The sequence below is a fragment of the uncultured Sphingomonas sp. genome, assembly GCF_913777625.1.
Classification (GTDB): domain Bacteria; phylum Pseudomonadota; class Alphaproteobacteria; order Sphingomonadales; family Sphingomonadaceae; genus Sphingomonas.
This window is the reverse complement of the sequence record NZ_CAJYTI010000039.1, coordinates 51,221-69,208: the sequence shown is the minus strand read 5'-3', so window position 1 is coordinate 69,208 and position 17,988 is coordinate 51,221. Positions and strand designations below refer to the sequence as shown.

Below are 17,988 nucleotides of genomic sequence, written 5' to 3'. Positions count from 1 at the left end.
TCGGGCCCGCGCTTCTTTACAGCCCTGTCGGGTCTGGTCATCCGGACGCGATGTGTCGCCGCCTGCGGCTAGACGCAGAGAGTGGAGTACGCGTCCTCGCCGTAATCGGAGCGGCGTCGGCGCGCTGTAAAGGATAGTAGAGTAATGTCTCGTATCGCATATGCCCTGCGCGCCGGTACGGCGCTCGCGGGGATCGGTGCCGCGGTGCTGTTCGTCACCCCCGCTGCGGCCCAGGATCAGTCCGCCACCGCGACCGGCCAGGACGGCCAGCAGACCGGCAGCACCGAAATCGTCGTCACCGGCTCGCGCATCGCGCGCCCCGACCTCCAGGCCTCGACGCCCGTCGCGGTCGTCACCGCCGAGCGGATCGAGCAGACCGGCGCGTCGAACATCCAGGACGTGCTCGCCACGCTGCCGTCGGTGGGCCAGAACGTCAGCCGCACCAGCTCGAACTTCTCGAGCACCGGCAACGGCACCGCAACGGTCAACCTGCGCAACCTCGGCTCGTCGCGCACGCTGGTGCTGATCGACGGCCGCCGTACGCTCGGCATCGCCGGCACCTCGGCGGTGGACGTCAACAACATCCCGACCGACCTGATCCAGCGCGTCGACGTCGTCACCGGCGGCGCCTCGGCGGTCTATGGTTCGGAAGCGATCGCTGGCGTGGTCAACTTCGTTCTCAAGAACGACTTCCAGGGCGTGCGCGTCCGTGCGCAGAACACCGTGTCGGACAAGGGCGACGCGCCGCGCCAGTATGTCTCGGTGACCGCCGGCCATAATTTCGGCGAGGGCCGCGGCAACGTGACCGCGAACTTCAGCTACGACAATGATCACGGCCTGCCGTCGCGCAACCGCAGCTTCTCGGCGAACGACATGCCGAACCGCAGCACCTATGCGGCGCAGGGCCTGTTCGACGTCAGCAACCCGAACCAGTCGGCCTTCTCCCCGACCTCGGGGCGCACCTTCACCTTCGATGGCGCCAACAACCTGAAGGGCTATCAGAGCGCGAACATCGACGGCTACAACCGCAACGGCGACCGCCTGCTGTCGGTGCCCGTCGAGCGCTACCAGGGCGCGCTGCTGGCGCATTACGATTTCTCGGATGCGTTCAAGCTCTACGCCCAGGGCCAGTACACCCACACCAACTCGAACGCCTCGCTCGAGCCGTCGGCGATCGGCAACTCGGGCCCGGGTGCGGCGCTGAACTTCGACGGTTCGGCCTATGCCGGCATTCCGATCACCAGCCCCTATGTGCCCGACGCGATCCGCGCCGCGGCGCTCGCCAACGGCACCAACGTGATCCAGTTCCGCCGTCGTTCGAACGACATCTTCAGCCGCAGCAACAACAACGAGCGCGATTTCTATCGCGGCGTGATCGGCGCGAAGGGCCAGTTCGAGCTCGGCACCAACTGGTCGTACGACATCTATTACGAGCATTCGGAAAGTCGCGACCACACCACCGCGCAGGCGATCTACACGCCGAACTATGGTGCGGCGCTGAGCAACGAGCTGGGTCCCGACGGCCAGGTGCGCTGCTCGGATGCGACGGCGCGCGCGGCCGGCTGCGTTCCGCTCAACATCTTCGGCTTCAACACCGTCACGCCGGCAGCGGCCAAGTTCCTGCAGACCTATACCGGCCCGACCCGTACGGTCACGCTGACCGACGGCAACACCGTGCAGCTGGTCAACGGCTCGAACGTCGCCTTCGATTACCTGGCGAAGGTCAACCAGGACGTGGTGTCCGGCAGCGTCAGCGGCGACCTGTTCTCGCTGTGGGGCGGCCCGGTGGCGATCTCGTTCGGCGGCGAATATCGCCACGAGAAGAGCACCGAGGTCTATGATCCGTTCACCCAGGCGGGCCTCAGCTCGGGCAACCAGCTGAGCAACACCCAGGGCAGCTTCAACGTCAAGGAAGGCTTTGTCGAGGTCAACGCGCCGATCGTGGAAGATCGTGCGGGCATCAAGTATCTCGGCCTGGAAGGCGCCGCGCGCTATGCCGACTACTCGACCGTCGGCGGCGTGTGGAGCTTCAAGGGCGGTGCCACCTATGCGCCGACGGCCGACATCCGTTTCCGCGGCGTCTATTCGCGTGCGACCCGCGCGCCGAACATCGGCGAACTCTTCTCGTCGGTGAGCCAGACCTTCCCGTCGATCAACGATCTGTGCGATACGTCCAACGCGAAGATTCCGGCGGCCTGCGCCAATATTCCGGGCCGGGCGGCCACCATCGCCTCGCAGGGATCGTTCACCTACACCACGGCGCAGATCCAGTCGATCGACGGCCTGGTGGGCGGCAACCGCAATCTGAAGCAGGAAACCGCCGACACGATCACCCTGGGTGCGGTGATCACGCCGACGTTCTTCAAGAACTTCAGCCTGACTGCGGACTATTACCACATCAAGGTGAAGAACGCGATCGGCATCATCGGCCAGCAGGTTTCGATCACGCAGTGCCTGGAGACGGGTAACCCGCTGTTCTGCAACAACGTGATCCGCGACAGCAACGGCTTCATCACCCGCGTCAACGCCGTCAACCTGAACACCGGTTCGTTCCTGGTCTCGGGTCTCGACATCGAGGGCCGCTACATGGTGCCGCTGGGCTTCGCGCGGCTGGACATCGACGTGCAGTACAACCATCGCTTCAAGCAGGAGCAGACGCCGTTCCCGGGTGGTCCGGTGCAGAACGAGCTCGGCCAGGCCGATTGCTATAGCTGCGGCCGTCTCGGCTCGGGCTTCAAGGATCGCGGTGTCGCCAACCTGACGCTGAGCACCCCGAAGTTCCAGCTGAACTATCGTGCCGACTATCTCGGCCCGCTGTACGACAACCTCGACGGCACCACGACGCCGACGCGGATCTCGGCCTATGTCTACCACAACCTGCAGGGCAAGGTGATCGTCGGCGGCAAGCAGCAGATGGAGCTGTATGCCGGCGTCAACAACCTGCTCGACACCAAGCCGCCGGTGTTCGGGGACACCAACCCGGTCACCTGGCCGGGCACCCAGACGGTGGCGGACACCTACGACCTGTACGGCCGCATGCTGTACGTGGGCGCGACCGTTAAGTTCTGATCCCAGCCGGATCGAGCGATCATGGAGCGGCACTCTTCGGAGTGCCGCTCTTTTTTTGCCCGCGCTGCAAGGCGCAAGAAAAAGGCCGCGTGCGCACCTGAGCCGCGGCCTTTTCGTTGGTTCGGAAGCGGGAGGTCAGTCGACCCAGTCGAGCCCGATCTCGCGATAGAGGCCGCGATCCTCTTCCCACTTCGGATTGACCTTGACGTGCAGGTACAGGTGCACCGGCACGCCGAGCAGCTTGGAGAGCTCGGCACGCGCGCGGCTGCCGATTTCCTTGAGGCGCTGGCCGCCCTTGCCGAGCACGATGGCGCGCTGGGTATCGCGTGCGACGAGGATCTGCTGGTGGATCTCGACCGATCCGTCCTCGCGCTCGCTGTATTTCTCGGTCTCGATCGCGCTGGCATAGGGCAGCTCGGCGTGGAGCTGGAGGTAGAGCTGTTCGCGCGTCACCTCGGCGGCCAGCATCCGATCGGTCGCGTCGGAGACCTGGTCCTCGGGGAAATGCCATTCCTCCTGCGGCATCGCCTTGGCGAGCGCGGCCTTGAGTTCGGGCACGCCGTCGCCGGTCTGGGCCGAGACGAAATAGGTCTCGTCGAACGGCAGCGCCTCGTTGAGCTTGGCGGCATGGCCGAGCAGGCGGGGCTTGTCGGCGATGTCGACCTTGTTGAGGATCAGGATCTTGCGCCCCTTGCGGCCGCGCAGGCTGTCGATCACCGCATGGACCTTGGGGCCGATGCCGCCCTTGCCGTCCACCACCAGCGCGACCAGGTCGGCGCCGTCGGTGCCGTCCCAGGCGGCGGCGACCATCGCGCGATCGAGCCGGCGCTCGGGCTCGAAGATGCCGGGGGTGTCGACCAGGATGATCTGGGTGTCACCCTCGATGGCGATGCCCATCACGCGGGCGCGGGTGGTCTGTGCCTTTGGGCTGACGATGGCGACCTTCTGGCCGACCAGCGCATTGACCAACGTCGACTTGCCGGCATTGGGAGCACCGAGGATCGCGACGACGCCGCAGGATTGTTGGGGGGTGGGTTCGGTCATGGGTTCCGGTTGTACTGGGGGATGGGGATGGGGCAAAGCTCCTATGCTCATCAAGCGCTACCTTGCAGCGCTTGCCGACTGGTTCGTATAATCGAGCTAGAAGGCAGTCAAAATTCTAAGGAGCAATCTGTGCCATACGTCACGCTATTGATGTCGGCATTGTTGGTGCAGACTGCGCCTCCTAAAGTTTCCGACGAATTCACGCCGCCTCCAGTTGCTCATTCCGTCCGAAATGCGACAAAATGCGTTAGCGGGGATGAGATCATATCAGAGGTTTTCTGGCAACGAGGCGCTGTCACCGTTGGTAAGCTGAGCGCTTTTAGCCACAGTATATCAGCACGTGAAAGGCGCGATATCAACGTCCGCCTAAAGTCTATCGGGTATTTTTCGTACGTTGATTCATTTTGCACTGGGCCAGGATCTGCAGTCATCGTTATCCATGGGATGGACATAAGCAACGGTGTCAATAAAGATATAACGATAAACTGGTGGTCTAACGGATATTCGATAATTTGACCGATTGCGACTGCGATATCAGGATTTGAGAGAGAATATCTTGTCGAACGGTCCCGTCGACTGATTTTCTGCCAAGACGCTTGATACACCTTTCCCTTTCGAAGAGGGTGGGATCGAATCGATCCTAGGCACTACCCAGCTTCGCCAGCAGCGCCGCCGCTGCCGCGGTCTCCGCTTCCTGCTTGTTGCTGCCCTCGGCACTCGCTTCGGCGAGCTTGCCGATCGACACCTTCACGGTGAAACGCGGCGCGTGGTTGGGACCGGAGCGGTCGACGATCTCATATTCCGGCGGGCGGCGGTTGCGCGCCGCGGCCCATTCCTGGAGCGCCGACTTGGGATGCTTGGGCGCCTTGGCGTGTTCGTCGATCCGGTTGCCCCAAGCTTTGCGCACGAAGCTACGCGCCGCATCGAGCCCTGCCTCGCGGTAGAAGGCGCCGATCAGCGCCTCCATCACGTCGCCCAGCACATTGTCGCTGTCCGCCGCACCGTCGTCGCGCGCCTGCTTGCCGAGGCGGAGATGCGGCACCACGCCCAGCTCGCGCGCGACATCGGCGCAGACCGGGCCGGTGACCAGCGAATTGAGACGGCGGGAAAGCGCGCCTTCCGGCTCCTCCGGAAACCGTTCGAACAGCCATTCGGCGACGATCAGGCCGAGCACCCGGTCGCCGAGAAATTCGAGCCGCTGGTAGTTGCCGGCGGCCTGGCTGCCATGGGTCAGCGCGCGTTGGAAAGCGGCCAGGTCTTTGGCGGGGCGGCCGAAGGTCTTCGCGACCCAGCCGCCCAGATCGGGCACGCTCAGAAGCCTTCTCCGATCCGGCTCCACCGCGCCGCGGTGAACCAGGTCCAGGGGAGCAGCCAGTTGGCGCCGCCGTCGGTCGACCAGAAGTTCACGACCGCCTTCCCCTCGATATTCTCGATCGGCACGAAGCCGATGCCGTTCCCATAGGGCGGCTGCTGGAAGCGGCTGTCGGTGGAGTTGTCGCGATTGTCGCCCATCAGGAACACATGGCCGGCGGGGACGGTGTACACCTGGGTATTGTCCTGCGGCAGATTGTCCTGGTCGAGCACGTTATACTGCTTGCCGTTCGGCAGCGTCTCGCGGAACTGCGGGATGCGGCAGATCGGCGCGCCCTTGGCGTCCGCGGTCTGGAACTGCGTCGGGCAGTGGGTGAAGTTCGGCGTGATCGGCAGCACGAAATCGGCGATGCGCTGCTTGGGCACCGGCTTGCCGTTGAGGATCACCTGGCCGTTGACCATCTCGATCGTGTCGCCGGGCAGGCCGATGACGCGCTTGATCCAGTCCTCGCCATTGTGGTTGGGCGCCTTGAACACCACTACGTCGCCGCGTGCGGGCGTGCCCGGGAAGATGCGGCCCGGGATCAGCGGCAGGCTCCACGGCAGCGAGTGCTTGGAATAGCCGTAGTTCCACTTGGTGATGAACAGATAGTCGCCGATCAGCAGCCGCGGCAGCATCGACTCGCTGGGAATGCTGAACGGCGAGAAGATGAAGCTGCGCACCACGAACACGATCAGCGCCAGCTTGAGCAGGAAGGTCGCGAGATCGCGCCACTCCGATTTGGGCTTTTCCGGCTTCGCGGCGGGCGCTTGCACGTTTTCGGGGCGCGAGGCGACGGGTTCGGTGGAGGCGGGCGTATCCATGGGCACTGCTCTGCTAGGGCGCGGCGGGGAGGTCAAGCGGTGGAATGAGGCTGGAATGGGCCGGTGCGGGACGATAGGGGGAGCCCTGCCACCAAGGAGATGAACATGGCCTTGCCCGACTGGACGCCGATCCAATCCCTCCCCGCCGCGAAACTGACCGATCTGTTCGCTGCCGATGCCGATCGGCTGTCGCGGCTGAGCGCCGATGTTGCCGGCATCCATTTCGACTGGTCGAAGACGCACCTGACGCCGGAGGCCGTCTCCGCCTTCGCCGCGCTGGCGCAGCAGATGGACTTCGCCGACAAGCGCGACGCGCTGTTCGCGGGCGAGGTGGTCAACGTCACCGAAGGCCGTGCCGCCGAGCACACCGCCGAGCGCTATGAAGGCGCGCCCGAGAGCGTTGCTCGCGCCCGCAGCCAGCACGCGCGGATGCGCGGGCTGATCGACGCGATCGAGGCCGAGGCGCTGGGGCCGATCCGCCACATCCTCCATATCGGCATCGGCGGCTCCGCGCTGGGGCCGGACCTGCTGGTCGATGCGCTGGGTCGCGACATGGACCGCTACGACGTGGCGATCGTCTCCAATGTCGACGGCGTGGCGCTCGAAAACGCGATGGACGTGTTCGATCCGCAGGCGACGCTGCTGGTGATCGCCAGCAAGACCTTCACCACCACCGAGACCATGCTCAACGCCCAGAGCGCGCTCGCCTGGATGGCCGAGGGCGGCGTCGAGGATCCCTATGGCCAGGTGGTCGCGCTGACCGCCTCGCCCGATAAGGCGGTGGAATGGGGCGTCGACGAGACGCGGGTGCTGCCGTTCTTCGAGAGCGTCGGCGGCCGCTATTCGCTCTGGTCGTCGATTGGCTTCCCGGCGGCGCTGGCGCTGGGATGGGACGCGTTCGAGGAGCTGCTCGAAGGCGCGGCCGAGATGGACCGCCATTTCCGCCTGACCGATCTGGCGCAGAACGCGCCGGCGCTCGCGGCGTTCGCGGACCTTTATTACACCCAGGCGCGCGGCTGCGAGACCCGCGCGACCTTCGCCTATGACGAGCGGCTGAAGCTGCTGCCGAGCTATCTCCAGCAGCTCGAGATGGAATCGAACGGCAAGCGCGTCACGGCGGAGGGCGAGGTGGTGACCTACCCGACCTCGGCGATCACCTGGGGCGGCGTCGGCACCGATGCGCAGCATGCGGTGTTCCAGCTGCTCCATCAGGGCACGCACCTGGTGCCGCTCGAATTCGTCGGCGTCATCGAGGCGGGCGATGCGCTTGCGCCCGAGCATCACCGCCAGCTGCTGCTCAACATGTTCGCGCAGGGTGCGGCGCTGATGGCGGGCAAGGGCCATGAGGATCCCGCGCGCAGCTATCCGGGTGATCGTCCGTCGTCGACGCTGCTGCTCGACAGCCTCGACCCGCGCACGCTGGGCGCGCTGATCGCCTTCTACGAACACCGCGTGTTCGTGAACGCGGTGCTGCTCGGCATCAACCCGTTCGACCAGTTCGGCGTCGAGCTGGGCAAGGAAATGGCCAAGGCGGCCGACAAGGGCGGGCTCGACTTCGATCCCTCCACCAACGATCTGATTCAAAGGGCATTTGGCGCATGAGCGGCGACGACGACTATGTGTATGACGAGGCGAGCGGGGAGTGGGTCCCCGCCGCCGAAGCTGCGGCCAAGGCCGCAGCGGCCGATACGGTGGAAGTGCGCGACTCGGTCGGCAACCTGCTGCAGGACGGCGACCAGGTGACGCTGATCAAGGACCTGACCGTGAAGGGTGCCGGCCAGACGCTCAAGCGCGGCACGCTGATCAAGTCGATCCGCCTGACCGGCGACGCGCAGGAGATCGACTGCAAGTTCGACGGTATCAAGGGCCTCGTCCTGCGCGCGGAGTTCGTCCGCAAGCGGTGAGCCAGCTCCCCTCCCGCTTGCGGGAGGGGCTAGGGGAGGGGCCGACGTGGCGGCGCTTGCCGTAACGGCGCAGTCCGCAACTCGGCCATCCCCTCCCCCGACCCCTCCCGCAAGCGGGAGGGGAGCGATGGCGAGAGCGCCCGCACTCTTGTTTTGCCCGTCGACACCCTATCTTCCCTTCGACCCCTTCTCCCGGCCTTCTGCGCCGACACACCTCCGGAGTGCCCCATGTCCGACTATGACTTCGACCTGTTCGTGATCGGCGCAGGCTCCGGCGGCACGCGTGCCTCGCGCATGTCGGCGGCGTACGGCGCCAAGGTTGCGGTGGCGGAGGAGTATCGCGTCGGCGGCACCTGCGTGATCCGCGGCTGCGTGCCGAAGAAGCTGCTCATCTTCGGCGCCCATTTCGCCGAGGATCTGAAGGACGCCCGCCGCTTCGGCTGGGACGTGCCCGACTGTCATTTCCACTGGCCGACCCTGCGCGACAATGTGCTGGCGGACGTGGATCGCCTCAACGGTCTCTACACCCAGGGGCTGGAGAATAACGGCGTCACGATCTTCCACGAGCGCGCCACGATCACCGGCCCCAACGAGGTGACCCTGGCGAGCGGCAAGGTGGTCAGCGCCAAGACGATCCTGATCGCCACCGGCGCGCATCCGCACGTGCCGAGCTTCCCGGGCAGCGAGCATGGCATCACCTCGAACGAGGTCTTCCACCTTGAGACGCTGCCCAAGCGCGTGCTGATCGCCGGCGGCGGCTATATCGCCAACGAGTTTGCGGGCATCTTCAACGAGTTCGGCTCGAAGGTGACGCTGGTCAACCGTACCGACGTGATCCTGCGCGGCTATGATGCGCAGGTGCGCGACCGGCTGCTCCAGATCTCGATGACCAAGGGAATCGAGTTCCGCTTCTTCGCCGAGTTCGAGAAGATCGAGAAGCAGGCCGATGGCAGCCTGCTGGTCTCGATGAGCGGCCATGATCCGATCGAGGTGGACTGCGTGCTGTTCGCCACCGGCCGCGTGCCCAACACCCAGGGTCTGGGCCTCGAGACGGTCGGCGTCGAACTGAACGCGCGCGGCGCGGTGAAGGTGGATGCCGACAATCGCAGCACGGTCGAGAGCATCTATGCGGTGGGCGACGTGACCGATCGCGTGCAGCTGACGCCGGTGGCGATCCGCGAGGGGCAGGCCTTTGCCGACACGCTGTTCGGCGGCAAGCCGCACCAGGTCGATTATCACTGCATCCCGAGCGCGGTGTTCAGCCACCCGCCGATCGCTTCGGTGGGCATGACCGAGGGCGAGGCGCGCAACACGCTCGGCTCGGTCAAGGTCTATACCTCGGACTTCCGGGCGATGAAGAACGTGCTCGCCGGGCGGCACGAGCGGGCGCTCTATAAGATGATCTGCGACGGGGTGACCGGCAAGGTCGTCGGCCTGCACATGATCGGGCCGGACGCGCCGGAGATCCTGCAGGCCGCGGCCGTGGCGGTGAAGGCGGGGCTGACCAAGGACGCGTTCGACGCCACCGTCGCGCTCCACCCGACCATGGCCGAGGAACTGGTGCTGCTGAAATAGCGGCACGGTTGCCGCGCGGGTTGCGGCGATCTATATCGGTCGCCGGAGGCCCGCATGCGCGTGAACAGCGACAAGTCCATCGCCACGGCCAATGCCGTGTACGATCGTTTCGGCAGCTGGCAGGCCGCCCGCAAGGCCGCCCGCTTCGAAGACGGCGTTTATGTGGTGCGGCTGAGCGACGCGCCCCGTGCGGAGAAGCAGCCTAAACAGGCATGAGCTTCAGCTACACGCTGTTCCTGGTGCTGCTGTTGCTGGCACCAGGGCTCGCCTTGTGGGCGGGCTTGCGTGCGGGAGAGCGATCGGACCTGATCGCGCAGGCCCCCGAAAAGCCCGGCTCTACCGTCAGCCTGATCCTTGTCGTGTTCGGCGCGTTGCTGGGGCACATCCTGCTCGCTTCGCTGTTCGTGCTGCAGGCCGGATGGTGCAGCTGGAGCGCGCGCTGCGTTGCCGTGGCCTTCGATCCCAACGTCTATCGGGTGATCCTCACCAACGGGCGCTCGGCGGGCCGGGCGACCGATCTCGCCTTTCTTGCCTGGCTGGTCGCGCTGCTGCTGCCTGCGGCGGTGGTCGGCGCGCTCGGCTATCATGCGAGCGGCTGGCGCTGGGTGCGCGAGCTGCGCGAGACGATGAGCTTCGGCTGGCTGAAGCGCCTGGTCGATCGCGCCCGTCCCGCCGACCGGTTCATCATGGCCTATGTCGTCACCACGCTGGAGCATGGCGGCGCCAATGTCGCCTATGAAGGCGTGGTCGAAAACATCGCGCTCGACGAATATCGCGCCATCAAGATGCTGGTGCTCAGCCGGTGCGACCGTTTCCTCGTGCGCATCGAAGCGGACAAGGTGGAGCGGATCGACGCCGATCGGGCGCCGATCCCGCTCCTCCAGCTGGAGGCGGGCAACATCGTCAACGTGGCGCTGGAGGTTTTCCGCGTACCCGATCGTCCGCCCGAGGCTTGATGCCTATTCCGCGGCCGCCGGTGCTTCGGCCTTGCGCGACAGCCAGATCGTCGTCGCCAGGTCCCAGGTGACGTTGCCGACGGTGCGCATGATGTCCGGCAGCGTCTCCACCGCGACCAGCAGCCCCAGCGGGGTGATCGGCGCGCCGATCGTCGCGGCGACCGGCGAGATCGCGCTGACATAGCTCACCGTGCCCGGCAGGCTCACGGAGCCCAGCGAGGTCAGCATCGCGACGACGGCGCCGACCAGCAGCGTGGTGACGTGGAGCGGCACGCCGAACCATTCGGCGACATAGATGGCGACCGCGAAGTTCATCGCGGGGCCGGTCGAGCGGAAGATCGCCACCGCCAGCGGCATCGTCACGCCCGATACCGCGACCGGCACGCCGACCTCCTCGGCACCCTCGATCATCACCGGCAGGGTGGCGAGCGACGACTGGGTGCTGAGCGCCACGGCCTGGCTGGGCAGCGCCGCGCGGAACATGCGGGCCAGGCCGATCCGGCCGCCGAGCACGGCGGCGGGATAGGCGAACAGCGTCACGACCAGGCCGACCGCCGAGACGATCAGGATATAGTGGAGCAGTGCCCCGAACGCGCCGGTGCCCGCCTTGGCACCGACGACCAGCGCCAGCGCGAACACGCCGATGGGGCCGATCCACAGCACCCAGTCGATCACCACCAGCATCACGTCGCGCACCGCGACGAAGAAGTTGACGAGCAGCGCGCGCGATTCCGCCGCGACGCGGGTGATCGCGAAGGCGAAGACGAGCGCGAAGATGATCAGCGACAGGAACGCATTCTCCGCCGCCGCCTTGACGATGTTGGCCGGGATGATCGCGGCGAGGAATTCGCCGAGCGGCGGCACCGGGCCGATCTTCTCGGCGCCGGTGAGCGCGGCGCGCAGGCTCGCGGCGGATTCCTGCGGCAACGGCGCGATCTGGAGGAACAGCGGCGTCAGCACCGCGGCGATCAGCGCCGAGCAGAACAGCAGCGTGACGTAGAGCGCGATCGCCCGGCCGGCGAGGCGCCCGGCCGCGGCGGCCTCGGCGGTGGCGGTGACGCCCGTGATCAGCAGCGCGACGACCAGCGGCACGATCGTCATCTGCAGCGCATTGAGCCAGGCCTGGCCCACCGGCTGCGCCCAGGCGGCGGCGGTGAGGCCGGCGCTGGGGGAGAAAGCTGCCAGCGCTGCACCGACCGCGAGCCCGGCCAGCAGGGAAAGAAGAATACGGGTAGGTTGCGACATGCTCGCCCTTTGAGGTTTTCGCCGCTATCACGGCGCGCATACAACGCCACAAGGGCGCGAGAACGAGAGACATGGCAAGAAAATATTTCGGCACCGACGGCATCCGCGGCGCGACCAACCTCTCCCCGATGACCGCGGCGATGGCGATGAAGGTGGGCATGGCCGCCGGCGCGCATTTCCGCCGCGGCGACCACCGTCACCGCGTGGTGATCGGCAAGGACACCCGGCTTTCCGGCTACATGCTGGAAAATGCGATGGTTGCCGGCTTCACCAGCGTCGGCATGGACGTGGTGCTGGTGGGGCCGATGCCGACTCCGGCAGTCGCGATGCTGACCCATTCGATGCGCGCCGATCTGGGCGTGATGATCTCGGCCAGCCACAACCCCTATTTCGACAACGGCATCAAGCTGTTCGGGCCGGACGGGTTCAAGCTCTCCGACGCCGATGAAGAGGCGATCGAGGCGCTGATCGACGGCGACGTGCCGCTGGCGGCCTCCGCCGATATCGGCCGCGCCCGCCGCGTCGAGGACGCGCGCGGCCGGTACATCCACTTCGCCAAGTCGACCTTCCCGTCGGACCTGACGCTCGACGGCCTCAAGGTGGTGGTCGATTGCGCCAATGGCGCGGCCTATCAGGTTGCCCCCTCGGCGCTGTGGGAGCTGGGCGCGGAGGTCGTGTCGATCGGCGTCAGCCCCAACGGCAAGAACATCAACGACGGCGTCGGCTCGACCGCACCGCAGGTGCTGAGCGAGACGGTGGTCGGCTCGGGCGCGGCGCTGGGCATCGCGCTGGACGGCGATGCCGACCGGCTGATCGTCGTCGACGAGACCGGCACCGTGATCGACGGCGACCAGCTGATGGCGCTGATCGCCACCGGCTGGGCGCGGCAGGGCAAGCTCGCCGGCGGGGGGCTGGTCGCCACCGTGATGTCGAACCTGGGGCTGGAGCGGCATCTGTCCGCCCAAGGGCTGGGCCTGGTGCGCACCAAGGTGGGCGACCGCTATGTGCTCGAGAAGATGCGCGGCTCCGGCTATAATGTCGGCGGCGAGCAGAGCGGGCACATCATCCTCTCCGACTACGCCACCACCGGTGACGGGCTGGTCGCGGCGCTGCAGGTGCTGGCCGAGATCGTGCGCGCCGGCGCGCCGGCGAGCGAGGTGCTCCACCGCTTCGAGCCGCTGCCCCAGCTGCTCAAGAATGTCCGCTTCGCCGGCGGCAAGCCGCTGGAGGACGACCGCGTCAAGGACGTGATCGCCGCCGCCGAGGCCGAGCTCAAGGGTCGCGGCCGCCTGGTGATTCGCGCCTCGGGCACCGAGCCGGTGATCCGGGTGATGGCCGAGGGCGACGACAGGGCGCAGGTGGAAACGGTGGTCGACCGGATCTGCGACGCCGTGCGCGTGGCGGCGGGGTAATCCCGCCGGCGGCCGATGGCGGGCGTTTCGCTCGCGTTCAGCCATCGCAACCGAAAAGGGCTCGCATGGATCGCTCTCCGCACATTCTGGGCGCCGCGTCGAACTTGCTCGGCATCGCGCTGCTCATCATCACCGGCCTCAAGCTCACCAAGATCGCCGACAAGACGATGGCGGACGAAGTGGCGGTGGGCGCATGCCTGTTCTTCGCGGTGAGCTGCCTGCTCTCCTATCTCGCGATCCGCTCGCCCGAGGCGACGCGGACGGAGGACATCGCCGACAAGGCCTTTCTCTGCGGTCTGGGCGCGCTGCTGATCGCGGTGCTGATCGTCGCGTTCAACCCGCCGCGCTGAGCGGCGCTTGCCACGCGCGGCAAGCTGGCTAAAGGTTCGCCGATGCTGGAGATGCGGCCTGATTGCGAACGCTGCGGCACCGATCTTCCGGCCGATGCCGGCGGCGCGTTCATCTGCTCGTTCGAGTGTACCTTCTGCGCCGAATGCGCGGACGACCTCGACGAGCGCTGCCCCAATTGCGGCGGCGAACTGCTCGACCGTCCCGCCCGGGTCGGCGATGCGCTGAAGCGACACCCCGCATCCACCGAGCGCAAGCACAAGGGATAAGGCCATGGGCGCACGCGTGCTGATCATCGCAGGCTCGGATTCCGGCGGCGGCGCCGGGATCCAGGCCGACATCAAGACCGTCACCATGCTCGGCGGCCATGCGATGACTGCGGTCACCGCGATCACCGCGCAGAACACCGTGGGCGTGCAGGCGGTGCACCCCGTGCCGACCGACATGGTGATTGCGCAGATCGATTCGGTCGTGCGCGACATCGGCGTCGACGCGGTGAAGATCGGCATGATCGGTTCCGCTCGCACCGCGCTGGCGGTGGCCGAGCGGCTGACCGAACTGCCCGGTGTCCCGGTGGTGTTCGATCCGGTGATGGTCGCGACCAGCGGCGCCCGGCTCGCCGACGAGGCGACCGTCGCGGCGTTCGAGCGGCTGATGGATCGCGCCACGGTGATCACGCCCAACCTGCCCGAGCTGGAAGTGTTCGGCCGCGACCCGCAGGAAATCGTCGCCGCGCATCGCTGCGCGGTGCTGGTCAAGGGCGGCCATGGCGAAGGACCCGAGGTGGTCGATACGCTCTATTCCGCCGATCCCGAGGACCCGCCGCAGATCGAATGGCGCGATCCCAGGATCGATAGCGAAAACGACCATGGCACCGGCTGCACGCTCGCCTCGGCGATCGCCTGCGGCCTTGCCTGCGAGTGGGACCTGCCCGAGGCGGTGAGCCGGGCGCGCCGCTTCGTGCGGATCGCGATGCGGGAGGCCGAGGTGCTGGGGCGCGGCCATGGCCCGATGGCGCAGCAGGCGGTGCGCCTCGACCTCAACATGAGCTTCTTCGAGCCGATGCTGAACCAGGTGACGGTGCCGGCGCAGGACCTGGCGGCCAGCGAGCGCTTCTACCGGCTGCTCGGCTTGCGGCAGGTGGTGCGGGCGTCTCCTCGCTACGCCCGGTTCGAGACCGAGGGCGGCGCGACCTTCTCGATCGCGACCGACGAGCAATATACCGCACCGGTCGTCTATTTCGAATGCGGCGACCTCGACGTGACCGTCGCCTATCTCCAGCAGCAGGGCTTCCGCTTCGAGCAGGAGCCCAGGGACGAGAAATGGGGCTGGCGCGAGGCGCGGTTGCGCGATCCCGCCGGCAACGCGGTGCGTCTCTATCAGGCTGGCGAGATGCGCCGCTTTCCGCCATGGCGGATCGAGGACGATGCCTGACCTTAGCTACGAGACCCGCTATTTCCAGCGCCATGCCGGCCCGGTCGCCGGGGTGGACGAAGCCGGGCGCGGCCCGCTGGCCGGGCCGGTGGTCGCAGCGGCCGTGGTACTGGACCCGGACTGCATCCCCGAAGGGATCAACGACTCGAAGGCGCTGACTGCGGCCAAGCGGGCCCGGCTGTGCGAGGAACTGCTCGCCTGCGCGCAGGTGGGGGTGGGGATCGCCAGCGTCGAGGAGATCGACCGGCTCAACATCCTCTGGGCGACGATGCTGGCGATGACGCGCGCGGTGGAGGCCTTGGGCTTCCCGCCCGCCTTCGTGCTGGTCGACGGCAATCGCTGCCCGAAATGGCACCATCGCAGCGAGGCGGTGGTCAGCGGCGACGCGCTGTGCCTGTCGATCGCGGCAGCCTCGATCGTCGCCAAGCACCGGCGTGACTGCATGATGGTGGAGCTGGACGCACAGTTCCCCGGCTATGGCTGGGCGTCGAACAAGGGCTATGGCGGCAAGGCGCACCAGGCGGCGCTGCGGTCGCTCGGGCCGACGCCGCACCACCGCCGCAGCTTCGCGCCGGTCGCGCAGGCGCATCTCGATTTCGGGCCGATCGCGGCGGAATGATCTCCCGGACCATCGGTTTCTTACCTCCGTCATTCCGGCGAAAGCCGGAATCCATTCGCCGCTCCGCTGCAGCAAGAGCCGCGCCGTAGACCCCAATGGATCCCGGCTTTCGCCGGGATGACGGGCTGGGGAGGGGGCTGCGGCTATCCTCCACCCGGCAAATTTTGCCTAGTGCCCCGCACGCCTGCGCCGCCGTCCTACAATGCAAGGATCGCAGCGGGAGGAAAGCAGGCATGGCATATCTGGGCAGCATCATGCGGGGATCGACCGGCGGGTTCCAGCCGGCACCGCGCCACGACCCGGTGCTGGCCGAGCTTCTTCGTGAGGCGATCGTGGGACCGGCGAGCTTCCACGAGATGGCGGCGATGGTCCGCTATGCCGAATCGCGTGGGCTGGGGGCGATCCGCTTCCGCTTCGACGACGATGCCCGCCTGAGCGATCCTGCGCACCCGCTGCACGTCGCCTTCCTCGAGACGCTGCGCGATCCGGTGCTGGGCAGCGACTTTGCCGATCTCGGCGAGATCGCACCGTGGCGTACCCGCGCGCTGGCGTGCCGGCTCCCTTCCGACATGCTGGGCCAGCGCCCTAGCCGCAAGGCGATCCGGGCCGCGATCCAGGCGCAGGGCACCAGCTGGGAGGTCCGCGTGGCGCTGTGCGTCGCGGCGCGCATCCGATTCGGCGGGGAGGCCGAATGGTTCGGTCGCGAGGCCCAGGCGCTGTACGAAATGGGGCTGTTTCCGCAGGCACGCGCGCGGCTCGCGGCGAGCGTCGCACGCGGCGGCGAGGCCATCGCGATCGGTTGAATCGTTTGCGGAACGTTCCAGCTTATCCACAGGCCGGGAAAATTTTCACGAAACCGAAACTGAGTCTTTCGGGCCACACCTACCAGCGCTTGGGCCTGTGGATAACTTCTTGACTCAAGATATGGCGGGTGCCGAAATGTTCCGCCGTGCCAAGTACCTGCTTCGGGTCACCGCCCGGCGATCCCCCCTCTTGACGGAGGAGTCGCTCGGCCCCGAATAGGGGTGCCTTTTGAGCGAAGGGGCAATGATTCATGGGCGTGCTGGAGAAGGTCAAACGGGCGGGTGCGCGCGTCGCGAAGCAGGCGCCGGCCGTGCTGCCGCTGGACACGATCCTGCGCCAGGACTGCATCGAGGCGATGCGCGGTCTGCCCGACAAGTCGATCGACATGATCTTCGCGGATCCGCCGTACAATCTGCAGCTGGGCGGCGACCTCAACCGTCCCGACGGCAGCCATGTCGACGCGGTGACCGACGAGTGGGACAAGTTCGACAGCCTCGCGGCCTATGACAAGTTCACGCGCGAATGGCTGGCGCAGGCGCGTCGCATCCTGAAGGACGATGGCACGATCTGGGTGATCGGCAGCTATCACAACATCTTCAAGGTCGGCTCGGCGATCCAGGACCTCGGCTTCTGGATCCTCAACGACATCATCTGGCGCAAGGCCAACCCGATGCCCAACTTCAAGGGCACCCGATTCACCAACGCGCACGAAACGCTGATCTGGGCGTCGAAGGGCGAGAAGTCGCGCTACACCTTCAACTATCGCTCGATGAAGACGCTCAACGACGAACTGCAGATGCGCAGCGACTGGGAATTCCCGATCTGCAGCGGGCAGGAGCGGCTGAAGAAGAACGGCACCAAGGTCCACCCGACCCAGAAGCCCGAGGCGCTGCTGTACCGCGTGCTGCTGTCCTGCACCAAGCCGGGCGACGTGGTGCTCGATCCGTTCTTCGGCACCGGCACCACGGGTGCTGTGGCCAAACGCCTCGGCCGGCGCTGGATCGGCATCGATCGCGAGGGCGTGTACGTGGAAGCGGCGCTGGAGCGCATCGCCGCGGCGCTCCCGCTCGACGAGAGCGCGCTGCAGACGATGCAGGCCCCCAAGGCCGCGCCGCGCGTGGCGTTCGGCCAGCTGGTCGAGAACGGCTATCTGGCGCCCGGCACCGTGCTCAGCGACCACAAGGCGCGCTGGCGGGCGACGGTGGGGGCGGACGGCTCGCTCAGCTGCGACGGGCAGGCGGGTTCGATCCACAAGCTGGGTGCCACGCTGCAGGGCGCGCCGAGCTGCAACGGCTGGACCTTCTGGCATTACGAGGACCAGGGCGCCCTCAAGCCGATCGACGCGCTGCGCCAGACCTACCTGCTCGCGACGCAGCCTTAAGCTTCTTCTCCTCCCCCTTCCC

17 protein-coding genes are annotated in these 17,988 nt (G+C 66.8%); 13 read left to right on the top strand and 4 right to left on the bottom strand.

The features are described from left to right. Nucleotides 1–144: 144 nt before the first annotated feature. Entirely contained in the window at nt 145–3,069 is a 2,925-nt protein-coding gene (locus QZ814_RS17655) for a TonB-dependent receptor (protein WP_294334713.1), read from the top strand. A gap of 135 nt (nt 3,070–3,204) precedes the next feature. Here QZ814_RS17655 and era read toward each other — a convergent pair whose 3' ends face one another. The 3 genes from era to lepB all read right to left on the bottom strand — a co-directional run bounded on the left by era (nt 3,205) and on the right by lepB (nt 6,288). Next, on the bottom strand, nt 3,205–4,113 hold the full coding sequence (era, locus tag QZ814_RS17650; RefSeq protein ID WP_294334711.1) for a GTPase Era: 909 nt from the start codon (nt 4,111–4,113) through the stop codon (nt 3,205–3,207). A 640-nt stretch (nt 4,114–4,753) separates the two neighbouring features. Beyond that, the gene (gene rnc / locus QZ814_RS17645; RefSeq protein ID WP_294334710.1) at nt 4,754–5,422 is read right to left on the bottom strand and encodes a ribonuclease III; all 669 of its coding nucleotides are present in this window, start codon (nt 5,420–5,422) and stop codon (nt 4,754–4,756) included. Nucleotides 5,423–5,424: 2 nt separating this feature from the next. Continuing rightward, nucleotides 5,425–6,288, bottom strand: a complete 864-nt coding sequence (lepB, locus tag QZ814_RS17640) for a signal peptidase I (protein WP_294334708.1) — start codon at nt 6,286–6,288, stop codon at nt 5,425–5,427. Nucleotides 6,289–6,393: 105 nt separating this feature from the next. On the opposite strand from lepB, the gene pgi reads away from it, so the two are divergent. The 5 genes from pgi to QZ814_RS17615 all read left to right on the top strand — a co-directional run bounded on the left by pgi (nt 6,394) and on the right by QZ814_RS17615 (nt 10,723). Beyond that, nucleotides 6,394–7,890, top strand: a complete 1,497-nt coding sequence (pgi, locus tag QZ814_RS17635; protein WP_294334705.1) for a glucose-6-phosphate isomerase — start codon at nt 6,394–6,396, stop codon at nt 7,888–7,890. Beyond that, nucleotides 7,887–8,192 (top strand): alkylphosphonate utilization protein, encoded by a 306-nt coding sequence (locus QZ814_RS17630; RefSeq protein ID WP_294334703.1) that lies wholly within the window; start codon nt 7,887–7,889, stop codon nt 8,190–8,192. Before pgi ends, QZ814_RS17630 begins: the two co-directional genes overlap by 4 nt. A gap of 228 nt (nt 8,193–8,420) precedes the next feature. Continuing rightward, nucleotides 8,421–9,767 carry a glutathione-disulfide reductase gene (gene gorA, locus QZ814_RS17625; RefSeq protein WP_294334701.1) on the top strand — a complete coding sequence of 449 codons (1,347 nt, stop codon included), beginning with the start codon at nt 8,421–8,423 and terminating at the stop codon, nt 9,765–9,767. A 54-nt stretch (nt 9,768–9,821) separates the two neighbouring features. Next, a complete protein-coding gene (locus QZ814_RS17620; protein ID WP_294334698.1) occupies nt 9,822–9,983 on the top strand; it encodes a hypothetical protein in 162 nt (53 codons plus the stop codon). Next, nucleotides 9,980–10,723 carry a hypothetical protein gene (locus tag QZ814_RS17615; RefSeq protein ID WP_294334695.1) on the top strand — a complete coding sequence of 248 codons (744 nt, stop codon included), beginning with the start codon at nt 9,980–9,982 and terminating at the stop codon, nt 10,721–10,723. Before QZ814_RS17620 ends, QZ814_RS17615 begins: the two co-directional genes overlap by 4 nt. Nucleotides 10,724–10,726: 3 nt before the next feature. Here QZ814_RS17615 and QZ814_RS17610 read toward each other — a convergent pair whose 3' ends face one another. Continuing rightward, complete coding sequence (locus QZ814_RS17610) at nt 10,727–11,968, bottom strand: cation:dicarboxylase symporter family transporter (RefSeq protein WP_294334693.1); 1,242 nt, start codon at nt 11,966–11,968, stop codon at nt 10,727–10,729. A 71-nt stretch (nt 11,969–12,039) separates the two neighbouring features. Between QZ814_RS17610 and glmM the strand changes: the two genes are divergently transcribed. The 7 genes from glmM (at nt 12,040) to QZ814_RS17575 (ending at nt 17,966) form a co-directional block, all read left to right on the top strand. Beyond that, nucleotides 12,040–13,380, top strand: coding sequence for a phosphoglucosamine mutase (glmM, locus tag QZ814_RS17605; RefSeq protein WP_294334691.1), 1,341 nt, complete (start codon nt 12,040–12,042; stop codon nt 13,378–13,380). 65 nt (nt 13,381–13,445) lie between these two features. Next, complete coding sequence (locus tag QZ814_RS17600; protein ID WP_294334690.1) at nt 13,446–13,730, top strand: hypothetical protein; 285 nt, start codon at nt 13,446–13,448, stop codon at nt 13,728–13,730. A gap of 42 nt (nt 13,731–13,772) precedes the next feature. Further along, entirely contained in the window at nt 13,773–13,997 is a 225-nt protein-coding gene (locus QZ814_RS17595) for a DUF1272 domain-containing protein (RefSeq protein WP_294334686.1), read from the top strand. 4 nt (nt 13,998–14,001) lie between these two features. Then, nucleotides 14,002–15,162 carry a bifunctional hydroxymethylpyrimidine kinase/phosphomethylpyrimidine kinase gene (gene thiD / locus QZ814_RS17590; protein WP_294334685.1) on the top strand — a complete coding sequence of 387 codons (1,161 nt, stop codon included), beginning with the start codon at nt 14,002–14,004 and terminating at the stop codon, nt 15,160–15,162. After that, nucleotides 15,155–15,781 (top strand): ribonuclease HII, encoded by a 627-nt coding sequence (locus QZ814_RS17585; protein WP_294334683.1) that lies wholly within the window; start codon nt 15,155–15,157, stop codon nt 15,779–15,781. The genes thiD and QZ814_RS17585 overlap by 8 nt, the downstream gene beginning before the upstream one ends. Before the next feature lie 233 nt (nt 15,782–16,014). Next, complete coding sequence (locus QZ814_RS17580) at nt 16,015–16,584, top strand: hypothetical protein (protein WP_294334682.1); 570 nt, start codon at nt 16,015–16,017, stop codon at nt 16,582–16,584. Between the two features lie 251 nt (nt 16,585–16,835). Beyond that, a complete protein-coding gene (locus QZ814_RS17575; RefSeq protein ID WP_294334681.1) occupies nt 16,836–17,966 on the top strand; it encodes a site-specific DNA-methyltransferase in 1,131 nt (376 codons plus the stop codon). The last annotated feature ends 22 nt before the right edge of the window (nt 17,967–17,988 follow it).

What these genes read in the sequence shown, in the direction of transcription:
- pgi (WP_294334705.1), top strand. Translation starts at nt 6,394, where the DNA reads ATGGCCTTGCCCGACTGGACGCCGATCCAATCCCTCCCCGCCGCGAAA.
- QZ814_RS17620 (WP_294334698.1), top strand. Translation starts at nt 9,822, where the DNA reads ATGCGCGTGAACAGCGACAAGTCCATCGCCACGGCCAATGCCGTGTAC.
- gorA (WP_294334701.1), top strand. Translation starts at nt 8,421, where the DNA reads ATGTCCGACTATGACTTCGACCTGTTCGTGATCGGCGCAGGCTCCGGC.
- QZ814_RS17580 (WP_294334682.1), top strand. Translation starts at nt 16,015, where the DNA reads ATGGCATATCTGGGCAGCATCATGCGGGGATCGACCGGCGGGTTCCAG.
- glmM (WP_294334691.1), top strand. Translation starts at nt 12,040, where the DNA reads ATGGCAAGAAAATATTTCGGCACCGACGGCATCCGCGGCGCGACCAAC.
- QZ814_RS17595 (WP_294334686.1), top strand. Translation starts at nt 13,773, where the DNA reads ATGCTGGAGATGCGGCCTGATTGCGAACGCTGCGGCACCGATCTTCCG.
- QZ814_RS17575 (WP_294334681.1), top strand. Translation starts at nt 16,836, where the DNA reads ATGGGCGTGCTGGAGAAGGTCAAACGGGCGGGTGCGCGCGTCGCGAAG.
- QZ814_RS17655 (WP_294334713.1), top strand. Translation starts at nt 145, where the DNA reads ATGTCTCGTATCGCATATGCCCTGCGCGCCGGTACGGCGCTCGCGGGG.
- QZ814_RS17600 (WP_294334690.1), top strand. Translation starts at nt 13,446, where the DNA reads ATGGATCGCTCTCCGCACATTCTGGGCGCCGCGTCGAACTTGCTCGGC.
- QZ814_RS17615 (WP_294334695.1), top strand. Translation starts at nt 9,980, where the DNA reads ATGAGCTTCAGCTACACGCTGTTCCTGGTGCTGCTGTTGCTGGCACCA.
- QZ814_RS17585 (WP_294334683.1), top strand. Translation starts at nt 15,155, where the DNA reads ATGCCTGACCTTAGCTACGAGACCCGCTATTTCCAGCGCCATGCCGGC.
- QZ814_RS17610 (WP_294334693.1), bottom strand. Translation starts at nt 11,968, where the DNA reads ATGTCGCAACCTACCCGTATTCTTCTTTCCCTGCTGGCCGGGCTCGCG.
- thiD (WP_294334685.1), top strand. Translation starts at nt 14,002, where the DNA reads ATGGGCGCACGCGTGCTGATCATCGCAGGCTCGGATTCCGGCGGCGGC.
- era (WP_294334711.1), bottom strand. Translation starts at nt 4,113, where the DNA reads ATGACCGAACCCACCCCCCAACAATCCTGCGGCGTCGTCGCGATCCTC.
- lepB (WP_294334708.1), bottom strand. Translation starts at nt 6,288, where the DNA reads ATGGATACGCCCGCCTCCACCGAACCCGTCGCCTCGCGCCCCGAAAAC.
- QZ814_RS17630 (WP_294334703.1), top strand. Translation starts at nt 7,887, where the DNA reads ATGAGCGGCGACGACGACTATGTGTATGACGAGGCGAGCGGGGAGTGG.